We start from the raw sequence: 20700 nt of genomic DNA on the forward strand, positions 1-20700 counted from the left end.
TTGATGGAAGGTGTGGGGGCGACATAGGGTGCGATGACCGTCGCGGCACACGGGGCTCCTACAAGGACGCCAACCCTGCGCCATAATCCGCTGGTCGCCCCCGTTGGAGTCGCCGTGCGCGCCTCGTTGACCGCCCTGCTGCTGGCCTGCCTGGCCGTGCCCGTCCACGCATTGCCGCCGCCGTGCAGCAGCGGCCAGGTCTTCGAGGACCGCAACGGCAACGGCGTACGCGACCCCGGCGAGCCGGGCATCCCGGGCATCAAGGTCTCCGACGGTGTGCAGATCGCCGTCACCGATGCGCGGGGCGAATACAACGTGTCGTACGAAGATGGCCGCACCTTGTTCGTCATCAAGCCGGCTGGCTATGACGTGTCGGTTCGCCCGGACGGCATGCCGGCGTTCTGGCGCAACCGGCAGCACCACGCCGGCCCTCCACTGAAGTACGGCGGGATCCCGCAACGCCAACCGGATTGCACGCACTTCGCCCTGCGCAAGCAGCAGGCGAAGGCCGGCGGTGATACGTTCGATGCGTTGCTGCTTGCCGACAGCCAGACGGCCTCGGTGCAGGACGTGGACTACTACTGGCGCGACATCGTGCAGCCGCTGGTGGGCAAGCATGGCGCATCGCTGGGGCTGACGCTGGGCGACATCGTCAACGACGACCTGGCGCTGTATCCCGAGTTGCTGCGCACGACGATGAGCCTGCAGGTGCCGTGGCTGTTCATTCCCGGCAACCATGACCTCGATTTCGATGCCGTCAGCGACGAGGAGTCGCTGCGCACGTTCCGCCATCGCCTCGGGCCGGACACGTTCGCCTGGGAAGAGGAGGCAGTGACCTTCATCGGTCTGGACGACATTATCTACCAGCCAGGCAAATCGCCGTCCTATTTCGGTGGGCTGCGCGAGGACCAGTTCGCCTTCCTGCAGGCGTATCTGCCGACCGTGAGCAAGGACCGCCTGCTGGTGATCGGTGCGCATATCCCGTTTTTCGAAGAGGGTGCGCGCGGGTTCCGCGCGGCGGATCGCGAGCGGCTGTTCGCGTTGCTGAAGGAATTTCCGCACGTGCTGTTGCTGAGCGGCCATACCCACACGCAGCGCCACTGGTACCACGACGCAGCCTCCGGTTGGCACGGCACGCAGCCGCTGCACGAGTACAACGTCGGCGCGGCCTGTGGTGCGTACTGGTCCGGCATCAAGGATGCGCAGGGCATTCCCGCCTCGACGATGGCCGACGGCACGCCGAATGGCTATGCGCGCCTGCGCGTGCAAGCCGGTGGCGACTACGCGCTGTCGTGGCATCCGGCACGCGCCGCCGACGACCGCGGCATCGGCCTGCATGCGCCGAAGGTCCTGCGGAAAGGTGCTTATCCGGCCTGGGGCGTCTACGCCAACGTCTACATGGGCGAGGTGGATACGCAGGTGGAATACCGGGTCGACGGCGGCGAGTGGAAGGCGATGAAGCGCGTCGAACAGCCCGATCCGTCGCTGCTGGTGGAGAACATGCGCGACGATCTGGCCGACGCGTTGCGCGGCTACGACCGCTCGCCCGAAGCCGAACCGTCGCACCATCTGTGGCGTGGCGCACTCCCGACCGATCTGTCCGAGGGCGAGCATCGTGTCGACGTGCGCGTGTTCGACCGCTGGCGCGGCGAAACCACCGCCCACACGACCTACCGTCTGCAGACCGCCGCGCCCTGACCATGGCCAGCCCAGACCTGCCCATCGAGCTCTTTGCCGATCCGGCCGCGTGGGAGCGCTGGCTGGAGCGTCATCCGCAGTCGTCCGGCGTGTGGCTGAAGATCGCCAAGAAGGACGCCGGCATTCCCTCGGTGACGTATGCCGAAGCGCTCGACGTCGCGCTGTGCCATGGCTGGATCGACGGGCAGAAGAAGGGGTTCGACACCCGGTTCTTCCTGCAGCGCTTCACCCCGCGTCGTGCACGCAGCACCTGGTCGAAGATCAACGTGGCGAAGATCGACGCCTTGATCGCGGCCGGTCGCATGCGGCCGGCGGGCCTGCGCGAAGTCGAGGCCGCGAAGGCGGACGGGCGCTGGGACGCGGCCTACGATGGCGCCAGGTCGATGGACGTGCCGCCCGAGCTGGCGAAGGCGCTGGCCAGGAACCGCAAGGCCAAGGCGTTCTTCGACACGCTGGACAAGACCAACCGCTACGCCGTGTGCTGGCGGGTGCAAACGGCGGTGAAGCCGGAAACGAAGCTGGCGCGGGTGGAGAAGCTGGTCGCCATGCTCGCGCGGGGCGAGAAGATCCACGGCTGAGCTGCGCGGGCTGGGGCGATTGAACGGCGAATTGGCCGGTTACGGCAGGTTTTGGCGTGGGATAGGGTGGTGTCGTCAGGGGGCGACAACAGGGGGTTTCATGTCGAGGTGTTTTGATGCCGGCTTGCCTGCAGGCAAGCTGGACCGTGTGCCGTTCACCTTCAGGCATCATCTGCTTGACCATCCGGCGCTGACGATGGAGGGGCTGGCGAAGTCGCTGCCGGAACTGCACCCGGACCGCATCGCCTATTCCAAAGGCCTGTCCGACCTGTCGATCAATTTTGATCGTGCTCATCTTGAACATGGCAATGGCCTCAGCCTGCGCGAGACCATAGAAACGATCCGCACCTCCAACTCCTACATCGCGGTCCGCGATCCGATCGACCACCCGGTGTTCCGCGATCTGTACGAGTCACTGCGATCCGAGATGACCGGGATGCAGCGCCGGAGCGGCAACTCGCAGGCGATACACGAACCCCGCATGTGGCTGTTCATTGCGTCGCCCAATGCGATGACGCCGTTCCACTTCGACCGATATTCGAACGTACTGATGCAGATCCGCGGTAGCAAGGAAGTGGCGGTGTTTCCGAACTTCCGTCCCGATATCGTGCCGGTGGACATCTGCGAGGCCTACATGGATCGCGAGCAGGTGCAGGCGCCGTGGCGTCATGATCTGGATGAGCACGCCATCAAGTTCGATTTCCAGCCCGGCGACGCCCTGCACATTCCGTACACCGCCGGCCACTACGTCAGGAACGGTGCCGATGATGTATCGATCTCGCTGTCGTTCTTCTTCCAGACCGACGAAACGCTGCGCTGGACGCGCGCCATGCAATTCAACCATCGCGTCCGCAAGCGTGTGCAGCGCCTCGGCATGACACTGTCACCGGTGGGACATAACCACTATGTCGATCGTGCCAAGGCCAGGGCCCTGCCACTGCTGTCGATGATGTGGAAGCTGGCCGGCTGAAGCCGGTCGCTGGAACGCAGAACGCCCCTCACGAGGGGCGTTTTCTTTTGGAGAACCTGGCGGGCGGGCGAAGGGCTGGCGGGCAAGGTGCGCGTGGCTGGCTGGCGAAAGGCTGGCTGGCGACGTGGCGCGCAGTCTAGGGAAATACGCGCGACGGTGTAGAAACACGAATCGCTCGCATCAAGGCGCACGGCTTGCACGCACGCTGAGCCACGCGCCGCTCAGCAGCAGCACGATCGCGACGGCCTGGATCCAGTGCGCCTGCGCACGACCCGAGGCCACCAGCAACAGCGTCGACAGAAGTGGCGCAAGATAGGACAGGCTGCCGAGCAACGCGATGTCGCCGCGCTTCGTACCGTGATCCCACAGCCAGAACGCAGCGCCTACCGGACCGACGCCCATGAGTATCAGCACGAGCCACTGGCCGCGGGTGGGAACGACGGTTTGCTCGCTTAGCAGATGGACGATGGCACCCGACAAGGCAACGCCGGCACAGGCCACGGTGATGGCGGCCGTGGGCACGTCGACATATCGGCGATTCAGTACGGAATACAGCGACCAGATCAGCGCGGCACCCAGCGCGGCGAGGTAACCCGGCACATGGGCGGGATCGACCTCCAGGCCGCGGCCACGGGTGACCAGCAGGACCGCGGCGACCAATCCCAGCGTGGTGCCCAGCCATTGGCCCGGCCGCACCGCGACGCCGCCGAAGAGGCCTGCGAACACCACGATCAGCAGCGGCCACATGTAGTTCAGCAGGTTGGCTTCCACGGCCGGCGCGCGCTTCAGCGCGATGAAGTAGAGCGCGTGGTAACCGAACAGCGCGAGCGTGGACAGCGCGAAGGCAGGCAGCGGCTGACGGAGCTCGCGCCAGCCCGCTGCACCGCGCAGCGTTGCGCGGACCAGGCCCAGGAAGGCCGCGATGCCGAAGCCGATCGCCAGCACCTGGAACGGCGGCAGGTTGCCCGTGGCCGTGGTCAGCAGTGCGAGCGACGCCCACAGCAGGATCGCGACCAGCCCGACCAGCGTGGCCCGTCGCTGTGCGGCGGCGTCGCTCACGCGAGTGGGATGGTCGCGAACGATTCGACGCGTGCGTGGCCGCGCGCCGCGTCGCCGGTACGCGGCTGCGGATAGTCGTCCAGCCGGTCCACCAACTGCGTCTGCAGGCCGGTTTCGCGCGCGGCGTCCAGTTCCTCGACCACATCGGACAGGAACAGGATGCGCTCCGGCGCGATGCCGATCCGGTCCGCGATCGCGAGGTAGCTGCCGGCCTCGCGCTTGCCACCGATCTCGGTGTCGAACCAGCCGGAAAACAGCGGCGTCAGGTCGCCGGCATCGCTATGGCCGAAGAACAGCTTCTGCGCCGGCACCGAGCCGGACGAGTACACGTAGAGCGGGTAGCCTTGCGCATGCCATTCGCGCAGCGCGGGCGCGGCATCGGGGTAGATGTGCGCGGTGAAATCGGCGTCGCGGTAGCCGGCCTCCCAGATCAGGCCCTGCAGCGCCTTCAGTGCCGTGTGCTTGCGGTCCTGGTCGATCCAGCCCTGCAGTGTCTCGACGATGACATCGTCGCTGCAGATGCTGCCGTACTCGGTGGCGACGGCATCCAGCCAGCGGCGCACGTCCGGCTCCTGGCCGTGCTCGCGCACGAAGCCGGGCAGGGCACGGCGCGCATACGGGAACAGCACGTCCTTCACGAACGAGATGCTGCTGGTGGTGCCTTCGATATCGGTGAGGATGGCGGAAACGGGCATTGCGCGGATTCTTCGGAGAGGAGGACGCGGGCTCAGTGCCCGTCGGTGAGGCCTTCGTAGCGCGGGAATGCTTGCGCCAGCGTGGTGCCGGTGAAATGGCCCACCCAGCCATCCGGCTCGGTGAAGAAGCGGATGGCCACGAAGCTCGGCTCCGGTCCCATGTCGAACCAGTGCAGCGTGCTGTCGGGCACGCCGATCAGGTCGTCCTGCACGCATTCGACCTCGTACACCTTGTCGTCCACGTGCAGCGTGAACAGTCCCGATCCGGCGACGAAGAAGCGCACTTCGTCCTCCTTGTGGAAATGCTCGTCGAGGAACTTCGCGCGCATCGCCTCGCGCTGCGGATTGTCCGGCGCAATGCTGACCACGTCGACGGTCTTGAAGCCGCGCTCGGCGACCAGCCGGTCGATGTCGGTCCGGTACGCATCGATCACGTCTTCCGCCGGCGCACCGGGCGCGATCGCCTTGGTGGCTTTCCAGCGTTCGAAGGTCACGCCGAGCTTCTTCAGTTCGGTGGCGATGAAGTCGGGGTCGTAACTGGCGAACTCCGGCGTGGCCGGGTCGGATTCCTTGAAGATGCGCAGGCGGCTCATGGCGATGGCGTGAGGCGGCGAGGGGGACGCTAGGGTAGCAAACCCGGTCGCTGCGCCTGTTGCAGAATCGGAACGCAGCGATAACCGCCGGTTATCAGCGCCGGCAGCCGAGCTTGCGCAGCTCCAGTTCGGCGGCGAACAGGAACTCGAACGCTTCCAGATGGCGGCGTGCGTCGGCCATGGTGCGGCCCCACGCATACAGGCCGTGGCCGTCGATCAGGTAGCCCCACAAGGGCTGGCGGTCGAGCAGGGCGTCCACCTGCGCGGCCAGCGTTGGCATGTCCTGCGTGTTGGCGAACACGGGCACGTCGATGGCCATCTCGTGCGTGCTGTTGCCGTGGAAGGCCTTCAGCAGTTCGAAGCCCTCCAGGCGGACGTGGCCGGCGCCGGCGAACAGGCGGGATGCCACGGTCTGCACCAGCGAATGGGTGTGCAGCACGCAGCCGATCTCGGGGTAGCGGTGGTACAGCTGCGTGTGCAGCAGCGTTTCCGCCGACGGACGATGGTCGCTGCCGACGGCCCGGCCGTCGAAGTCCACCACCATGATGTCCGCTTCCACCAGCCGGCCCTTGTCGCGGCCGGAGACGGTGATGGCGGCGTGCCGCTCATCCAGCCGCTGCGAGAAATTGCTGCTGGTGGCCGGCGTCCAGCCCAGCTGTGCCAGTTCGCGCACGTTGGAGATGATGGACTGCGCGCGGTCGCGCAACTGGTCGACGTCGAAGGGCAGGGTGTTCATGCCCGCCAGTTTACCGCCTGCACCGGCTCATGGCCCCGGCGCCGCCGGACGTCGTGCGAATCCCCTGTACGCGGCCAGCGCCAGCAAGGCGATGACGATGCCGCCGACCAGCGTCTTGACCGGTGTCGAATACACCAGCAGGCCGCAGGCCAGCAGCGCGCCCATGCCGACGAGGCGGTCGCTGCGCGACGCGGGCCGCGCCGGCGTACCCAGCATCAGGCTGAGCGCGGCGGCGACGTAGGCCATCACCACCAGCGTCACCACCATGTTGATGATGGTTTCGAACTGGCCGGAGACCGTGGGCGACAGCGTCAGCACCGCCAGCACCGTCATCGACAGCGTGATGATCAGCAGCCCCCAGCCCGCCGATCCGTTCGCGCGCAGGCGACCGAAGATGGCTGGCAGGAAGCCGCGTTGCGCGGCGCGTGCGCCGGACTCGCCGGTTACCAGCATCCAGCCGCCCAGCGTGCCGGTGGCCTTCAGGGCCGCGGCGGCGGCGATGACCGGAATGGCCCATTCGCCGAACATGCGCCCGGCCACGAGTGCGAACGGCGCACCCGAATCGGCCAGTTCGGCGGCGGGCACGATGCCCATCATCAGCACCGACGATGCCAGGTAGACCAGGCCCGCGATGACGATGCCGCCCATCGTGGCGATGGGCACGTTGCGGGCCGGGTCACGCACCACGCCGGCGACCATCGCGCCGGTTTCCAGGCCGACGAAGGCCCAGAAGATCGGCGCCAGCGAGCCGAACACCACGTGCGCATCGGATTCGCCGGAGACGTTCCATGCCGCCTGGTAGATTCCGGCATCGAAGCTGCCCCAGCCCCAGATCAGGATCGCGGCGACCGGCAGCAGGCCCAGCACCACGCACAGCGACTGGAAGCGCGCGATCGCACGCGGGCCGAACAGGTTCAGCGCAAACATCAGCCAGATCAGCGCGATCTGGCCCAGCACGCGCGTCATCGCGCCATCGCCGACCGGCAGCAGCAGCGCGAGGTAACCGAACGCGGCCACCGCGATGGCGTTGTTGCCGATCCACGACGAGATCCAGTACAGCGTGGCCGCCAGGAAACCCATGTCGCGGCCCAGCGCCGGTCGCACGTAGTCGTCCGGGCAGTCCAGCTTCGGGTAGTCGCGCACCAGGCGTGCGAACGTGGCGCCCAGCAGCACCGCCAGCACCGTGGCCAGCAGCCAGCTCAGCGCGGTCACGCCGCCCGAGCGCGCCAGCGTGGCGGGCAGCAGGAAGAAGCCGGAGCCGATCATGTTGTTGGCGACGGAGAAGGTCGCCAGGACCGGGCCGATCTTGCGGGGCATTGCGTCGGACATGCGGTTGTTGTCGAAGGCAGGGACGGATTTACCCGTGCCCAAACGAAGGATGGCGCGTTTCCGCGCCATCCGGGAGTGCCTCAGCCGTTGTCAGGCCTGGGGACCTTCGTGGAACGGCGGCTCGGGATCGATGCGCGGGCCGCCATCGGGGCCCTTGTCGCCACGACCCAGGTCACTGTGCCGGTAGCCGTATGCCCAGTAGATGATCAGGCCCAGGATCGCCCAGCCGAAGAACAGGCCGATGGTGTACATCGACAGGTTCAGGAACAGCAGCAGGCAGCCGGCGATCGCCAGCGGGCAGATCAGCCACACCATCGGCGTGCGGAACGGACGGTGGCGGAGCGGGTCGCGCTTGCGCAGGATCAGCACGGCCGCGGCGACGGCCATGAACGCGAACAGCGTGCCCGAGTTGGAGATGTCGGCCAGGATGCCGACCGGGAACAGCGCGGCGAACACGGCCACGAATGCGCCGGTGATCATCGTCACCACGTGCGGGGTGTGGAACTTCGGGTGCACCTTCGACAGGATCGGCGGCAGCAGGCCGTCGCGCGACATGGTGAAGAAGATGCGGGTCTGGCCGTACAGCATCATCAGGATCACCGACGGCAGCGCCAGCGCGGCGGCCATGCCGATCGCGTTGCCGATGCCGGCGAAGCCCATCACCTTCAACACGTGGGCCAGCGGCTCCTTGCTGCAGACCAGGGCGTCATTGCCGACGCAAGCGGCCGCGAGTTCGGGCGTGCCCGGGTGGAAGGCCACGCCGTTGCCGTCGAACATCGGCTGTGCGCCGATGGCGCCGACCGCGCCGTAGCTGACCAGCATGTAGAAGACGGTGCACACCGCCAGCGAACCGATCAGGCCGATCGGGATGTTGCGGTTCGGATTCTTGGTTTCCTCGGCGGCGGTGGAGACCGCGTCGAAGCCGACGTAGGCGAAGAAGATGGAAGCTGCCGCGCCCAGCACGCCGATGCCGCCCATGGGGCTGCCCCAGCCGGTCGGGAAGAACGGTTCGAAGTTGGCGTCCTGCGCCGCGGGGACCGCGATCGCGATGAAGACGGTCAGCGCGACGACCTTGATCAGCACCAGGATGGCGTTGACCTTGGCCGACTTCGACGTGCCGATCACCAGCAGGCCGGTCACGGCGAGCGCGATGCAGAACGCCAGCAGGTTGAAGCTGCCGCCGTCCATGGGGCCGCTCTGCAGCGCCCGTGGAAGCTCCCACCCCGCGCTGTTCAGCAGACCGTTGACGTAGCCCGACCAGCCGACCGAGACGGCACCGGCCGCGACGGCGTACTCCAGCACGAGTGCCCAGCCGACCGTCCAGGCGATCGCTTCGCCCAGAACGCCGTACGTATAGGTGTAGGCCGAGCCGGAGACCGGCACCATCGAGGCCAGTTCGGAGTAGGCCAGTGCCGCGAGGCCGCAGACGACGGCGGCGATCACGAACGCGATCATCATGCCGGGGCCGGCCTTCTGGCCCGCTTCGGCGGTGAGGACGAAAATGCCGGTGCCGATGATGGCGCCGATGCCCAGCATCGTCAGTTGGAAGCCGCCCAGCTGGCGTTTGAGCGCCTTCTTTTCAGCCGTTTCAAGAATTTTGTCGAGCGGCTTGACGCGCCAAAAGAGCATCGTGTGGTCCCCATGTCTGAACGGCTGTGCCCTGCCTGGCGGCAGGGGATTGATCCGCCGTACCTTGCCAAACCGGCCACTTGTTCACAAGCGGGACTGCAACATGGCAAGCGATAATGTCGGGCCACGTTCGGACCAACCAGAAAAAATCTCTGCCATGTCAGCCGCTTACAGCGATCTTCGGGGTCATATCATCGATTACGCCCGCCGTTGGCCTGCCGAACGCGAGGTGGCCGGGCAGTTCCTGGCGCTGCTGGACGATCCGGCCGATCCGTTCGTGCGCGAGCGGTTGGAGGGTCACCTGACCGGTGGCGTGTGGCTGGTCAGTGGTGATGGCCGGCGCATCCTGATGACGCACCACCGCAAGCTCGACCGCTGGTTGCAGCTGGGCGGGCATGCCGATGGCGACACCGACATGGCGCGCGTGGCCCTGAAGGAGGCGGAAGAAGAGTCCGGCCTGGTCGATCTGTGCGTCGAGGGCGGGATCTTCGACCTGGACCGCCACTGGATTCCCGAGCGCAAGGACGTCCCCGGCCACTGGCACTACGACGTGCGCTACGTGGTCCGCGCGACCGGCAGCGAGGACTATGCGGTCAGCGAGGAGTCGCTGGACCTGGCCTGGCGCGATATCGCACCGATGGTCGACGACGCCGATGTGTCGATCAGCCGGATGGCCCGCAAATGGCTGGCGCGCAACGCGTAGGGCAGACCCAGGCCCGCCGTTCTCCGTGCGTCAGTACAGCACGCGCACCCGCAGCGTGCCGTCGATCGCCGCCATCGCATCGCGCAGGCTGGCGGTCTGCTCCTCGTCGGCGGTCACGTCGATGACCACGTAGCCGACCTTCGGGTCGGTGCGCAGGAACTGGCCGTCGATGTTGATGCCACGGTCGCGGAAGATGTCGTTGATCTGCGACAGCACGCCGGGCACGTTGCGGTGGATATGCAGGATGCGGCGGCTGCCGTCGTGGCCGGGCAGCGTCACCTCGGGGAAGTTCACCGACGACAGCGTGCTGCCGTTGTCGCTGTAGCGCACCAGCTTGGCCGCCACTTCGATGCCGATGTTGTCCTGCGCTTCCAGCGTGCTGCCGCCGACGTGCGGGGTGAGGATGACGTTGTCGAGGCCGCGCAGTGGCGACTCGAACACGTCCGCATTGCCCTTGGGCTCCAGCGGGAACACGTCGACCGCGGCGCCGCCGATCTTGCCCGACTTCAGCGCGTCGGCCAGCGCGTCGATGTCGACCACGGTGCCGCGCGATGCGTTGATCAGGTGCGCGCCGGGCTTCATCCGCGCGATCTGGGGGGCGCCGAACATGTCCTTGGTCGCCGCCGTCTCCGGCACGTGCAGCGTCACCACGTCGCTCTGCGCCAGCAGGTCGTCCAGGCTCACGGCCGAGCGGGCATTGCCGAGCGACAGCTTGGTCTCGATGTCGTGGAAGAGCACCTGCATGCCCAACGCTTCGGCCAGCACGCCGACCTGGGTGCCGATGTGGCCGTAACCGATGATGCCCAGCGTCTTGCCGCGCACCTCGTGGCTGCCGGCCGCCGACTTGCTCCAGCCGCCGCGATGGCATTCGGCGTTCTTCTGCGGGACGCCGCGCATCAGCAGGATGGCCTGCGCGATGACCAGCTCGGCGACGCTGCGGGTATTGGAGTAGGGCGCATTGAAGACCGGGATGCCGGCCAGTTCCGCCGCGTCCAGGTCCACCTGGTTGGTGCCGATGCAGAAGCAGCCCACCGCGATCAGGCGGCGCGCCTGCGCCAGCACATCCTCGCTCAGGTGGGTGCGCGAACGGATGCCGACGATGTGCGCCTCGGCGATGCGGCGCTTCAGCTCGTCTTCCGGCAGCGACTTCTCGTGGAACTCGATCTGCGAATAGCCGGCCGCGCGGAATGTCTCCACGGCCGTCTGGCTGACCCCTTCCAGCAACAGCACGCGGATGTCCTGCTTCGGGTACGAGGTCTTCTTGATCGACATTGCCGGAAAGGTCGCAGCGGAGGGGAAAGGGCCGTCACTATGCCAGATGGACGACATCGATGGTGCGGCGCGCCATGGAAAACTCCGATGCGGTTTTCCGCCTTGGTTGCCCATGAAACCAAGGCGCATATCGGCTGGACGCCGCACGGCATCGCTGGCACGCTGGGCGCCCCCGAAAATCCTGCCGAGCAATGAGCGATCCGCGCCTGGAAGCCCTGCTGCACGCCGCACCGGCGCTGCGTTTGAAGACCGATCCTGCCGATCTCGAACACTACGGCCGTGACTGGACCCGCCGCTGGACGCCGTCACCGCTTGCGATCGCATTGCCGGCCTCGGTCGAGGAGGTGCAGGCCGTCGTGCGCTGGGCGAACGAGCACCGCATTGCCGTCGTGCCGTCGGGCGGACGTACCGGCCTGTCCGGCGGCGCCGTCGCGGCGAACGGCGAGCTGGTACTGAGCCTGGAGCGCATGAACCAGGCGCTGGATTTCAATGCCGTGGACCGCACGCTGACCGTGCAGGCCGGCATGCCGCTGGAGGCCGTGCACAATGCGGCGCGCGACCATGGCCTGGTGTATCCGGTGGATTTCGCCGCACGCGGCTCCTGCGCGATCGGCGGCAACATCGCCACCAATGCGGGCGGCATCCGCGTGATCCGCTACGGCAACACGCGCGAGTGGATCGCCGGCCTGAAAGTCGTCACCGGTGCGGGCGATGTGCTGGAACTCAACAAGGCGCTGATCAAGAACTCCAGTGGTTACGACCTGCGCCATTTGTGGATCGGCTCGGAAGGAACGCTGGGCATCGTCGTCGAGGCGACCGTCCGGCTGACCGATCCACCGCCGCCGACCAACGTCATGCTGCTGGCGCTGCCCTCGTTCGAGGTGCTGATGCAGGTGTTCGCGGCGTTCCGCGAACGCCTGCAACTGGAGGCGTTCGAGTTCTTCACCGACCGCGCGCTGGAGCACGTGCTGGCGCATGGCGCGCACAAGCCGTTCGACGAAGTCCATCCGTACTACGTGGTGACGGAATTCGCGATCGGCGACGAGGCGAAGGAAGCGGCCGCGATGGCGGCGTTCGAGGCCTGCATGGAGCAGGACTGGGTCAGCGACGGCGTGATCAGCCAGTCCGATGCGCAGGCCGCGCAGCTGTGGCGCCTGCGCGAGGGCATCACCGAGTCGCTGGCGCGCTACGTGCCCTACAAGAACGACGTGTCGGTCCGCATTTCGGCGATGCCGGCCTTCCTGGCCGAGACGCAGGCGCTGCTGGGCGAGGCGTATCCGCAATTCGACGTGGTCTGGTTCGGCCACATCGGCGACGGCAACCTGCACATCAACGTGCTCAAGCCCGACGGCATGGAGAATGCGGAGTTCGTGACCCAGTGCGAACAGGTCACCAAGCTGCTGGCGGCGTCACTCAAGCGTCACCACGGCAGCATCTCGGCCGAACACGGCATCGGGCTGGTGAAGAAGGGTTACCTGGAAAGCACGCGCAGCGCCGACGAAATCGCGGTGATGCGCGGCATCAAGCAGGTGCTGGACCCGAACGGACTGATGAATCCGGGCAAGCTGTTCGACAGCTGACAATACCGCCGGATTCAGCCTCGTGGCGTCGATTGCGGGTAGTCTTTGCGCACCGCGCCGACCACGGCGTTCCCCCGTTTGGATTCCCATGTCTCGATTGATCCTGGCCGGCGTGTTGCTGGCGTTCTCCGTGCCGGTGTTCGCCGGCAGCTTCGCCGGCTCATCCGCCGGCGCGTCTTCGGCCGGTTCGTCGGCATCGTCCGACAGTTCGTCCGGCGACGACAAGATCGTCGTGCAGGCGCGTGAAGATGCGGCGAGCTTCGTCGCCAGCGACGGCCGCATCCGTGGCGCGCAACTGGAAGCCGCACTTCGCCACCTGCGCGAGCAGGACGAAGCCGCGCGCAAGGCCAGCGACATGCAGCTGGCGCAGGCCATCCTGGCCCGCTGATGCGGCCGCGTCGGCCCCGGGGCCGGCGCATCGCCGCGCTCCTGTTGTGGGCGTGGCTCGGTCCGGCCGCCACGGCGGCCGCGCTCGAGATCGATTCATCCCGGCTGGACATCGACGGCATCGCCGCGACACAGGCGCTCGTCGATGATGTGTTGCCACGCCTGCCCGAGGCGTGGCGCAAGGGCCTGCCATCCGATCTGGTCCTGCAATGGCGTGACGACCTGCCGGTGCATGTCGCGGGACGACGGAGCGGCCATCGCATCCTGCTTCCACGCCGCCTGTTGCAGGCATGGCGCATGCGCGACACCGTGCCGGCGGACGATGCCTCGTTGCGTGCTGGCCGGGAAGCGCTGGTGCACGAACTGGCGCACAGCTATGACCGTGCCCAAGGCAACGTGCTGTCCGGCGACCCGCGCCTGCGCGATCTGGCGGGCTGGCAGCGCAGCGTGCTTCCCCTCGCTGGGCGTCGCTCGCGCAACGATTTCGTCGCCCGCACACCCGATCCTTACGAACTGGAACGTCCGTCCGAGTTCGTGGCAGTGAACCTCGAGCATTTCGTGCTCGATGCGAGCTATGGCTGCCGGCGTCCCGCGCTGCATCGCCATTTCGCGGAGCACTTCGACCTTCCCACTACGGTGGAGGCCTGTGCGCCCGGGCTGCCGTTCCTGGACGTGGATGCCGAAGGGGGCGATGCCTCGCTGCTCGCCCTCGATCCCTCGCGCGTCTATGCGGTCGACTATCTGCTGGCCGAGGGCAACACCCAGGCGATGAGCCGCTGGGGGCACAGCATGCTGCGGCTGGTGATCTGCGCGCCCGGGCGTGCGCCGGGGCCGGACTGCCGATTCGACCTGGCCCACCATCGCGTGCTGTCGTTCCGTGCCTTCGTCGGCGACGTGCAGATCTCCGGCTGGCGCGGCCTGACCGGTTCGTACCCGTCGCGCCTGTTCCTGCTGCCGCTGGACCAGGTGATCGAGGAGTACACGCGCGTCGAACTGCGCGGGTTGCAGTCGATTCCGCTACGCCTCCAGCAGGATGAGGTCGTGTCGCTGCTGGAGCGCGCCGCCCAGTTGCACTGGAGCTACGACGGCCGCTACTACTTCATCAGCAACAACTGCGCGGTCGAGACGTGGAAGCTGCTGCACGACGGCGTGCCCCGGCTGGCCGGTGAATCCTTCGCCAGCATCACGCCGACCGGCCTGCTGAAGAAGCTGACGCGGCGCGGCATCGCGGATGCGAGCGTGCTGGACGATCCCGAGGATGCGAAGCGGCTCGGCTACTACTTCGAACCGATGAGTGCCCGCTACGACGCGTTGTTCGCCGTCGCGCGCGCTTCGCTGTCGTTGCCGCAACCGGATGCGCAGGCCTGGCTGGCGCTGTCACCGACCGACCGGGCCGCCTGGCTGCCGCGTGCGGATTTGCGCGCCAGTGCGGCGCTGCTGGTGCTGGAGAACGCGGCGCAGCGCCGCCAGCAGCTATTGTTGCGCGACGAACTGAAACGGCGCTACCTGGATCGCGATGCCCCTGCCGACATCACACAGGCGCTGCAGGCGCTACGGACATGGCTGGGCGATACCGGCTTCGTCAGTCGTCCGTCGGAGCTGGTGCCTGAGGGCTACGGACTGCCGCAGGCGGAGGAGCGCGCCCGCGTCGCGGACGAAGCCCGCGTGCGCGTCGCGCGCCTGCGTGAACAGGACGGGGTGCTGCGTGAAGAACTGGAGCGCTGGCTGCCTGCCGACCAGCGCGAGGTACTGCAAGGCATCGAGGCGAACCTCGAGACGATCGGTGCGCGCCTGCGCGCACTGGATGCGGCAGGCGCGTCGTAGGCCGGAACCTCAGTCGGCGCGGCCGCCAAACTCGCCGGTGGTCGTGTTGACCAGGATGCGTTCGCCGTTGGTGATGTACTCCGGGACCATGATCTCGATGCCGGTGCTGAGCTTGGCCGGCTTCGGGCGCTTGGTGGCGGTGCCGCCTTTCAGTTCCGGCGGCGTTTCCACCACTTCCAGCGTCACGTGCTGCGGCAGTTGCAGCGCGACCGGCAGTTCGTCGATCACCTGCACGTAGCAGCCCGTCAGCCCGTCGGTGATGTAACCGGCGTCATCGCCGAGCACGTTCGCGTCCAGCGTGTACTGGGTGTAGTCCTCGTCATCGAGGAAGACGAACGCTTCGCCGTCCTTGTACGAATACGTGGCCTGGCGGCGCAGCAGTTCCACTTCGCTCAGGGTGTCGTCGCCGTCGAAGCTGGCATCCAGCTTGTTGCCGCCCGGCACGCTGTACATGATGAAGCGGAAGCGTACGTTGCCACCGCGGCCCTGCGGCGAGCTGCGCTCGATGTCGCGGATCTGGTACACGCCGCCGTTGTGTTCGACGACGTTGCCCTTCTTGATGTCGAAAGCCTTCATGGATCAACCGGTTCTGTGGAATTGGAAGTGGGAATGCGCCGTATCACTTCGGCGCGAGGCGCACGGCGCCGTCGAGGCGGATGGTTTCGCCGTTGAGGTAGGGGTTGCCGAGGATATAGGCGACCAGGTCGGCGAATTCCTCCGGCTTGCCCAGGCGGGACGGGAAGGGGATCGAGGCGCTGAGCGACTGCTGCACGGCCTCCGGCATGCCATCGATCATCGGCGTCCAGAAGATGCCCGGCGCTACCGTCATCACGCGGATGCCGAAGCGCGAAAGTTCGCGCGCCATCGGCAGGGTCATGCCGACCACGCCGCCCTTCGAGGCCGAATACGCGGCCTGGCCGATCTGGCCTTCGTACGCCGCCACGCTGGCGGTGTTGACGATGATGCCGCGCTCGCCGTCGGCATTCGGTGTGTTGTGCTGCATCAGGTCCGCGGCGGCCTTGGCCACGTTGAAGCTGCCGACCAGGTTGACCATCACGGTGGCCTGGAAGGTGGACAGCGGCATCGGCGCTTCCTTGCCCAGCACGCGTCCGGCACCGAGGATGCCGGCGCAGTTGATCGCCGCATTCAGGCCGCCCAGAAAATCCTTCGCCGCCGCCACGTTCGCCGCCACGCCGGCTTCATCGGTCACGTCGGTGCGGAAGTAGCGGACGTTGGCCTCGCCGAGGTCGGCGACGGCGGCCGCGCCCTTGTCGTCGTTGACGTCGAACAGCGCCGCCTTGCCGCCGTGGGCGACGAGGTGGCGGGCCACGGCCAGGCCGAGGCCGGAAACGCCGCCGGTGATGACGGCACGGGTATCGGAAAGCTGCATGCGGTGGACCTGCGGCGGAAAGGCGGCCATTTTACGCGATGGCGGGCAGGGGGCGGCATGACCGGAGTAGCTCGCGTGGGAGCGACGTCAGTCGCGATGCCTTCTCGGCAAGGCCCCATCGCGACTCACGTCGCTCCCACAATACGCGGGAGAGTGCCCCTCAGGCGCGCAGCGCCCGCTCCAGCGGCGCGGCGGCGAACCGCCGCGCGAATTCGTCCGGCGACAGGCCAGGCGCGAACAGGAAGCCCTGGCCGATGGGGACGCCGAGGTTCAGCAGGAACTGGCGCTGGGCCTCCGACTCCACGCCTTCGGCCACCAGGCCCAGGCCCAAACTGCGCGCGATGGCGGAAACGGCCTGGCAGACGGCGACATCGGAGCGGTTGCTGGGCACGCCCTCGGTGAACAGGGGGCTCAGTTTCAGGCCATGGATGGGCAGGCGACGCAGGTAGTTCAATGCGCTGTAGCCCTCGCCGAAGTCGTCGATGGTCAGCAGCACGCCCAGTTGCCGCAGGTCGGCGAAGGTGCGCAGCGTCGCCGGTGCGTCCTCGATCAGCACGCGCTCGGTGAACTCCAGCTCCAGCGCGCTGCCCGGCAGGTCGAACTCGGCCAGGATGGCGCGCACGCGGTCGGCGAGGTCGTCGCCGGCAAACTGCCGGTACGAGACGTTGACCGCCACGCGCACGATGCCCAGGCCATGGTCGCGCCATGCCGCCACCTGCCGGCAGGCTGCGCGCAGTACCCAGCTGCCGATGCGCACGATGTCGCCGGTGGTTTCGGCGTGGCTGATGAACACGTCCGGGCGCAGTTCGCCCAGCTGGTGGTTCTGCCAGCGGATCAGCGCCTCGCCGGCGATGATGCGGCCGTTGCGCAGGTCGACCTGCGGCTGGTAGACGAGGCGGAACTCTTCGTTGTCGACCGCGCGGCGGAGTTGCGTCTCGATCTGCAGGCGGTCCTGCTGCTGCTGCGCGAGTTCCTGGGTGAAGCTCTGCCAGCCGTTGCGTGCGCGATGTTTGCTGTCGTACATCGCGATGTCGGCGTTCTGGATGAGCTGCTGCGGACGCAGCCCGTCACGCGGCGCCACCGACAGGCCGATGCTGGCGGTGATGGCGAATTCGTCCTTGCCGAAGCGGAACGCGTCGGCGAACGCGCCGAGCACCGCGTGCGCCATCGCCTCGGGCTGGTGCGGGTCGTCGCCGGCGTCGCAGATCACCAGGAATTCGTCGCCGCCGAAGCGCGCGATCATGCCTTCGGTACCGACCGCGCCGCGGATGCGGTCGGAGGCCTGCACCAGCAGCTCGTCGCCGGCGTTGTGGCCCAGCACGTCGTTGACCATCTTGAAGCGGTCGAGGTCGATGTAGAGCACGGCGACGCGTGCGCGCTCGGGATCGGCCAGTCGTGCGTCGAGCTCGGTCAGCACGGCGTCGCGGTTCATCAGCCCGGTCAGCGGATCGGTGCGCGCCTGGATGCGCAGCATTTCCTCGGCCTGCTTGTCCTGCGAGATGTCCTGCATGGTGCCGGTGATGCGCGAAGCACCCGGGTCGCCCGGCTCGGCATCGCCGATCACGCGGATCCAGAACGGATGGCCGTCGGCCTGCGTGCCCTGCAGCTCCAGATCGAAGCCCTGGCCGCCAGCGGTGATCAGGTCCAGCGCACCGCGCAAGCGACGGCGGTCCGGTTCGCGCAGGCACGTCAGCATGTCGTCCAGCGTGACCAGCGGACGCGCCGCGCCGAGGATGCGCTGGGCTTCGTCGGTCAGGTACATGCGGTCGCGGCCGAGATCCCATTCCCAGCCGCCGATGTGCGCCAGCGACTGCGCACGGTCGAACAGCGCGCTGTCGCGCTTGAGCTCGGTGACGTCACTGAACAGCGTGCTGACCTGCGCCGGCACGCTGGCGCCGGGCGCGAACTGCGGCACCGAGGTGGCGGTGAGCCAGAGCAGCTGCTTCTTCTCGCGGTGGTACAGGCCCAGCAGCACGCTCTCGACCATCTGGCCGGAGTCCAGCGCACGCTGGGCGGGCAGCTCGTGGCGGGCCATCTCGCGGCCGTGCTCGTCGACGATGTGCCAACGGCCGAGCGCCAGTTCCTGGTCGGCGCGCTGGTCCTCGCGGATGCCGAAGATGCGCATTGCGGCGCCGTTGCAGTACTGCACTTCGAGGTCGCGGTTGTGCACCACGATGCCCTTGTCGATCGTCTCCATCAGCTCGCGGTAGCGCAACTCCGCCAACCGCCGGCTACTGATGTCGCGGGCGACCGCGACGATGCTCTTGCGGCCGTCGAAGTTGATGTTGGCCGAGTGCACTTCGACGGGGAAACGGGTGCCGTCGCCGCGCATGTTGGTGACCTCGATGACATAGGTCACGCCACGGTTCAGCGTTTCCCATACCGGCACCAGGTGATCGCGCGGCAGATCGGGATTCAACACGTTGATGTTGTTGCCGACGATCTCGTCGCGGGGGCGGCGATACGCCAGCATGCCGGCCTGGTTGAGGTCGAGCACGGTACCGTCCTCGGCGATGATGCTGACCGGATCGGGGACGGCGTCGAACAGGTTGCGATAGCGGGAGCGTTCGGTGTCGGCTTCGTGTTGCTTGGCGCGGAGCGCTTCACCGGCCTGGCGAAGGAGGTCGGTCGTTGCGGCATCGAGGCCATCAGCCGAGGCCGCGCGCTCCAGGGCGGCGGCCAGCGCCATCGTGTCGACGTCGCTGGCCGGGCCCGTGCTCATGCGGCCGCCAGGGCCTTGCCGACGCGGCTGCCGGTTTCACGGCCCAGCCGCGAAGCCAGCCAGCGCCCGGTGTCCGCCAGCAGGTCCAGGTCCACGCCGGTGCGCAGGCCCATGCCGTGCAGCAGGTAGACCACGTCTTCGCTGGCGACGTTGCCGCTGGCGCCCTTGGCATAGGGACAACCACCCGCGCCCGACACGGCCGAGTCGACCACGCGGACGCCAACGTCGAGACAGGCGAGGATGTTGGCCAAGGCTTGCCCGTACGTATCATGGAAATGCACCGCCAGTGCGGCCATCGGCACCTCCGCCGCGACGGCGGCCAGCATCTCGGCCGCCTTGCGCGGCGTGCCGACGCCGATGGTGTCGCCCAGAGAGATTTCGTAGCAGCCCATCGCATGCAGGTGCCGCGCCACGCGCACCACGTCGGTGACCGGAACCTCGCCCTGATAGGGGCAGCCAAGGACGGTGGACACGTAACCGCGCACTTTCACGCCATCAGCCGCAGCGCGTTCCAGCACCGGGCGGAAGCGTTCGATGGATGCGTCGATGGACGCGTTGATGTTCTTCTGGGTAAAGGCTTCGGACGCGGCGGTGAAGACGGCCACTTCCTCCACCCCGACGGCGCGCGCGCGCGCGTAGCCGGTTTCGTTCGGGACCAGCACCGGATACGACGTGCCGGGACGCCGCTGGATCGCCGAGAACACCTCGGCTGCGTCGGCCAGTTGCGGCACCCACTTCGGGCTGACGAAGCTGGTGGCTTCGATGCTGAGCAGGCCGGTGCGCGACAGGCGATCGATCAGCGCGACCTTGTCGGCGCTGGCGACCAGCGTCTTCTCGTTCTGCAGGCCATCGCGCGGCCCGACCTCCACGATCCTGACGAAGTCGCTGTCGGCGGAAGGGTTGGTCAGATCAGGATTCATGACGACGCTCCGTCTTTCGCGCGTCGCATGCGCAGGGTCTTGTCGCTGCCATCGAAGGCGTCGAACAGATCGGGATGCCGGCGCAGCAGCTCACGCAGCTGCTCGGGCTCGCCTTCGAAGAGATAGGTGCTGGCATCGGTCTCGCGCGCTTTCAGCGTGCCCTGTTGCACCCGCTGCATGATGGCCACCGTGTCGAGCATCGCGATCTGCAGCGTATCGTCGCGGATGCGGTATTTCAGCAGCGTGACGGCATCGGCGGGAATGCCCTTGGGCGTCGGCGGCGCGGTCTTGCCGGTGGCGAACAGGCCTTCCAGTTCGTCGAACCCGAGGGCGATGTAGCGTTCGCCGTCGATCTCGAAGCCCAGCGCATCGAACCCCGGTTCGTCGCGGCGCTCCGTGTCGCGCAGACGCACGTGGCACGTCGCGTCGACGTCCGCATAGTCGTCCCTGCCCAACGGCACCTTGTCCTGCGGACTGCCGGCAAGGGGAATCCAGCGGCCGACCAACGCGGGATCGCAAACGAGTGCGGCAGGCGGCCGTTCGAACATCACGCAGCCTGCCAGCATGGAGATGGCCGCCAGCAGAAGGGTCGTTGAACGCAGGTGCGCCATGCGG

The 20700-nt window shown here is 67.5% G+C and carries 19 protein-coding genes; 7 read left to right on the forward strand and 12 right to left on the reverse strand.

The annotated features are described in order from the left end of the window. The first annotated feature begins 114 nt into the window (after positions 1 to 114). From AX730_RS10710 to AX730_RS10720, 3 genes are read left to right on the forward strand one after another with little or no spacing between them, the layout of a single operon-like run. Positions 115 to 1698 (forward strand): calcineurin-like phosphoesterase C-terminal domain-containing protein, encoded by a 1584-nt coding sequence (locus AX730_RS10710; RefSeq protein WP_062356027.1) that lies wholly within the window; start codon positions 115 to 117, stop codon positions 1696 to 1698. A gap of 2 nt (positions 1699 to 1700) precedes the next feature. Next, positions 1701 to 2276: a YdeI/OmpD-associated family protein gene (locus AX730_RS10715; protein ID WP_062356030.1), complete on the forward strand. Its 576-nt coding sequence runs from the start codon at positions 1701 to 1703 to the stop codon at positions 2274 to 2276. A gap of 31 nt (positions 2277 to 2307) precedes the next feature. After that, the gene (locus tag AX730_RS10720; RefSeq protein WP_198147149.1) at positions 2308 to 3246 is read left to right on the forward strand and encodes a cupin-like domain-containing protein; all 939 of its coding nucleotides are present in this window, start codon (positions 2308 to 2310) and stop codon (positions 3244 to 3246) included. Positions 3247 to 3426: 180 nt separating this feature from the next. Here the strand turns inward: AX730_RS10720 and yddG are convergent, their stop codons facing one another. The 6 genes from yddG to AX730_RS10750 form a co-directional block, all read right to left on the reverse strand. After that, positions 3427 to 4305, reverse strand: coding sequence for an aromatic amino acid exporter YddG (gene yddG, locus AX730_RS10725; RefSeq protein WP_198147151.1), 879 nt, complete (start codon positions 4303 to 4305; stop codon positions 3427 to 3429). Then, a complete protein-coding gene (gene mtnC / locus AX730_RS10730) occupies positions 4302 to 5000 on the reverse strand; it encodes an acireductone synthase (protein WP_062356037.1) in 699 nt (232 codons plus the stop codon). Before mtnC ends, yddG begins: the two co-directional genes overlap by 4 nt. Before the next feature lie 32 nt (positions 5001 to 5032). Beyond that, positions 5033 to 5593: a 1,2-dihydroxy-3-keto-5-methylthiopentene dioxygenase gene (locus AX730_RS10735; RefSeq protein WP_062356040.1), complete on the reverse strand. Its 561-nt coding sequence runs from the start codon at positions 5591 to 5593 to the stop codon at positions 5033 to 5035. A 94-nt stretch (positions 5594 to 5687) separates the two neighbouring features. Beyond that, positions 5688 to 6329, reverse strand: a complete 642-nt coding sequence (locus AX730_RS10740) for a methylthioribulose 1-phosphate dehydratase (protein WP_062356043.1) — start codon at positions 6327 to 6329, stop codon at positions 5688 to 5690. 27 nt (positions 6330 to 6356) lie between these two features. Continuing rightward, the gene (locus tag AX730_RS10745) at positions 6357 to 7658 is read right to left on the reverse strand and encodes an amino acid permease (RefSeq protein ID WP_198147153.1); all 1302 of its coding nucleotides are present in this window, start codon (positions 7656 to 7658) and stop codon (positions 6357 to 6359) included. Between the two features lie 90 nt (positions 7659 to 7748). Beyond that, positions 7749 to 9287 (reverse strand): amino acid permease, encoded by a 1539-nt coding sequence (locus AX730_RS10750; protein WP_062356049.1) that lies wholly within the window; start codon positions 9285 to 9287, stop codon positions 7749 to 7751. 157 nt (positions 9288 to 9444) lie between these two features. Between AX730_RS10750 and AX730_RS10755 the strand changes: the two genes are divergently transcribed. After that, the gene (locus AX730_RS10755; RefSeq protein ID WP_062356051.1) at positions 9445 to 9990 is read left to right on the forward strand and encodes an NUDIX hydrolase; all 546 of its coding nucleotides are present in this window, start codon (positions 9445 to 9447) and stop codon (positions 9988 to 9990) included. 30 nt (positions 9991 to 10020) lie between these two features. On the opposite strand, the gene serA is transcribed toward AX730_RS10755, so the two are convergent. Beyond that, the gene (gene serA / locus AX730_RS10760; RefSeq protein ID WP_062356055.1) at positions 10021 to 11262 is read right to left on the reverse strand and encodes a phosphoglycerate dehydrogenase; all 1242 of its coding nucleotides are present in this window, start codon (positions 11260 to 11262) and stop codon (positions 10021 to 10023) included. Positions 11263 to 11453: 191 nt separating this feature from the next. Between serA and AX730_RS10765 the strand changes: the two genes are divergently transcribed. From AX730_RS10765 to AX730_RS10775, 3 genes are all read left to right on the forward strand, one after another. After that, on the forward strand, positions 11454 to 12842 hold the full coding sequence (locus tag AX730_RS10765; RefSeq protein ID WP_062356057.1) for an FAD-binding oxidoreductase: 1389 nt from the start codon (positions 11454 to 11456) through the stop codon (positions 12840 to 12842). A gap of 88 nt (positions 12843 to 12930) precedes the next feature. Beyond that, a complete protein-coding gene (locus tag AX730_RS10770; protein ID WP_062356060.1) occupies positions 12931 to 13230 on the forward strand; it encodes a DUF2388 domain-containing protein in 300 nt (99 codons plus the stop codon). Then, on the forward strand, positions 13230 to 15053 hold the full coding sequence (locus AX730_RS10775; RefSeq protein WP_062356063.1) for a DUF7844 domain-containing protein: 1824 nt from the start codon (positions 13230 to 13232) through the stop codon (positions 15051 to 15053). Before AX730_RS10770 ends, AX730_RS10775 begins: the two co-directional genes overlap by 1 nt. 9 nt (positions 15054 to 15062) lie before the next feature. On the opposite strand, the gene yeiP is transcribed toward AX730_RS10775, so the two are convergent. The 5 genes from yeiP to AX730_RS10800 all read right to left on the reverse strand — a co-directional run bounded on the left by yeiP (position 15063) and on the right by AX730_RS10800 (position 20696). Further along, a complete protein-coding gene (gene yeiP, locus AX730_RS10780; RefSeq protein WP_062356066.1) occupies positions 15063 to 15629 on the reverse strand; it encodes an elongation factor P-like protein YeiP in 567 nt (188 codons plus the stop codon). A gap of 43 nt (positions 15630 to 15672) precedes the next feature. Beyond that, positions 15673 to 16443, reverse strand: coding sequence for an SDR family NAD(P)-dependent oxidoreductase (locus tag AX730_RS10785; protein ID WP_062356148.1), 771 nt, complete (start codon positions 16441 to 16443; stop codon positions 15673 to 15675). Between the two features lie 160 nt (positions 16444 to 16603). Then, positions 16604 to 19165 (reverse strand): sensor domain-containing protein, encoded by a 2562-nt coding sequence (locus AX730_RS10790; RefSeq protein WP_062356069.1) that lies wholly within the window; start codon positions 19163 to 19165, stop codon positions 16604 to 16606. Continuing rightward, positions 19162 to 20085: a hydroxymethylglutaryl-CoA lyase gene (locus AX730_RS10795; RefSeq protein ID WP_062356071.1), complete on the reverse strand. Its 924-nt coding sequence runs from the start codon at positions 20083 to 20085 to the stop codon at positions 19162 to 19164. The genes AX730_RS10790 and AX730_RS10795 overlap by 4 nt, the downstream gene beginning before the upstream one ends. Beyond that, on the reverse strand, positions 20082 to 20696 hold the full coding sequence (locus AX730_RS10800; RefSeq protein ID WP_157074201.1) for a hypothetical protein: 615 nt from the start codon (positions 20694 to 20696) through the stop codon (positions 20082 to 20084). The genes AX730_RS10795 and AX730_RS10800 overlap by 4 nt, the downstream gene beginning before the upstream one ends. Positions 20697 to 20700 lie beyond the last annotated feature (4 nt).

The organism is Pseudoxanthomonas mexicana, from assembly GCF_001556105.1.
Lineage (GTDB): Bacteria > Pseudomonadota > Gammaproteobacteria > Xanthomonadales > Xanthomonadaceae > Pseudoxanthomonas_A > Pseudoxanthomonas_A mexicana_A.

Coding starts and splice junctions, on each gene's coding strand:
- AX730_RS10715 (WP_062356030.1), top strand. CDS start 1,701: ATGGCCAGCCCAGACCTGCCCATCGAGCTCTTTGCCGATCCGGCCGCG.
- AX730_RS10735 (WP_062356040.1), bottom strand. CDS start 5,593: ATGAGCCGCCTGCGCATCTTCAAGGAATCCGACCCGGCCACGCCGGAG.
- AX730_RS10765 (WP_062356057.1), top strand. CDS start 11,454: ATGAGCGATCCGCGCCTGGAAGCCCTGCTGCACGCCGCACCGGCGCTG.
- AX730_RS10790 (WP_062356069.1), bottom strand. CDS start 19,165: ATGAGCACGGGCCCGGCCAGCGACGTCGACACGATGGCGCTGGCCGCC.
- AX730_RS10795 (WP_062356071.1), bottom strand. CDS start 20,085: ATGAATCCTGATCTGACCAACCCTTCCGCCGACAGCGACTTCGTCAGG.
- AX730_RS10775 (WP_062356063.1), top strand. CDS start 13,230: ATGCGGCCGCGTCGGCCCCGGGGCCGGCGCATCGCCGCGCTCCTGTTG.
- yeiP (WP_062356066.1), bottom strand. CDS start 15,629: ATGAAGGCTTTCGACATCAAGAAGGGCAACGTCGTCGAACACAACGGC.
- AX730_RS10755 (WP_062356051.1), top strand. CDS start 9,445: ATGTCAGCCGCTTACAGCGATCTTCGGGGTCATATCATCGATTACGCC.
- AX730_RS10770 (WP_062356060.1), top strand. CDS start 12,931: ATGTCTCGATTGATCCTGGCCGGCGTGTTGCTGGCGTTCTCCGTGCCG.
- AX730_RS10740 (WP_062356043.1), bottom strand. CDS start 6,329: ATGAACACCCTGCCCTTCGACGTCGACCAGTTGCGCGACCGCGCGCAG.
- AX730_RS10800 (WP_157074201.1), bottom strand. CDS start 20,696: ATGGCGCACCTGCGTTCAACGACCCTTCTGCTGGCGGCCATCTCCATG.
- mtnC (WP_062356037.1), bottom strand. CDS start 5,000: ATGCCCGTTTCCGCCATCCTCACCGATATCGAAGGCACCACCAGCAGC.
- serA (WP_062356055.1), bottom strand. CDS start 11,262: ATGTCGATCAAGAAGACCTCGTACCCGAAGCAGGACATCCGCGTGCTG.
- AX730_RS10750 (WP_062356049.1), bottom strand. CDS start 9,287: ATGCTCTTTTGGCGCGTCAAGCCGCTCGACAAAATTCTTGAAACGGCT.
- AX730_RS10785 (WP_062356148.1), bottom strand. CDS start 16,443: ATGCAGCTTTCCGATACCCGTGCCGTCATCACCGGCGGCGTTTCCGGC.
- AX730_RS10745 (WP_198147153.1), bottom strand. CDS start 7,658: ATGTCCGACGCAATGCCCCGCAAGATCGGCCCGGTCCTGGCGACCTTC.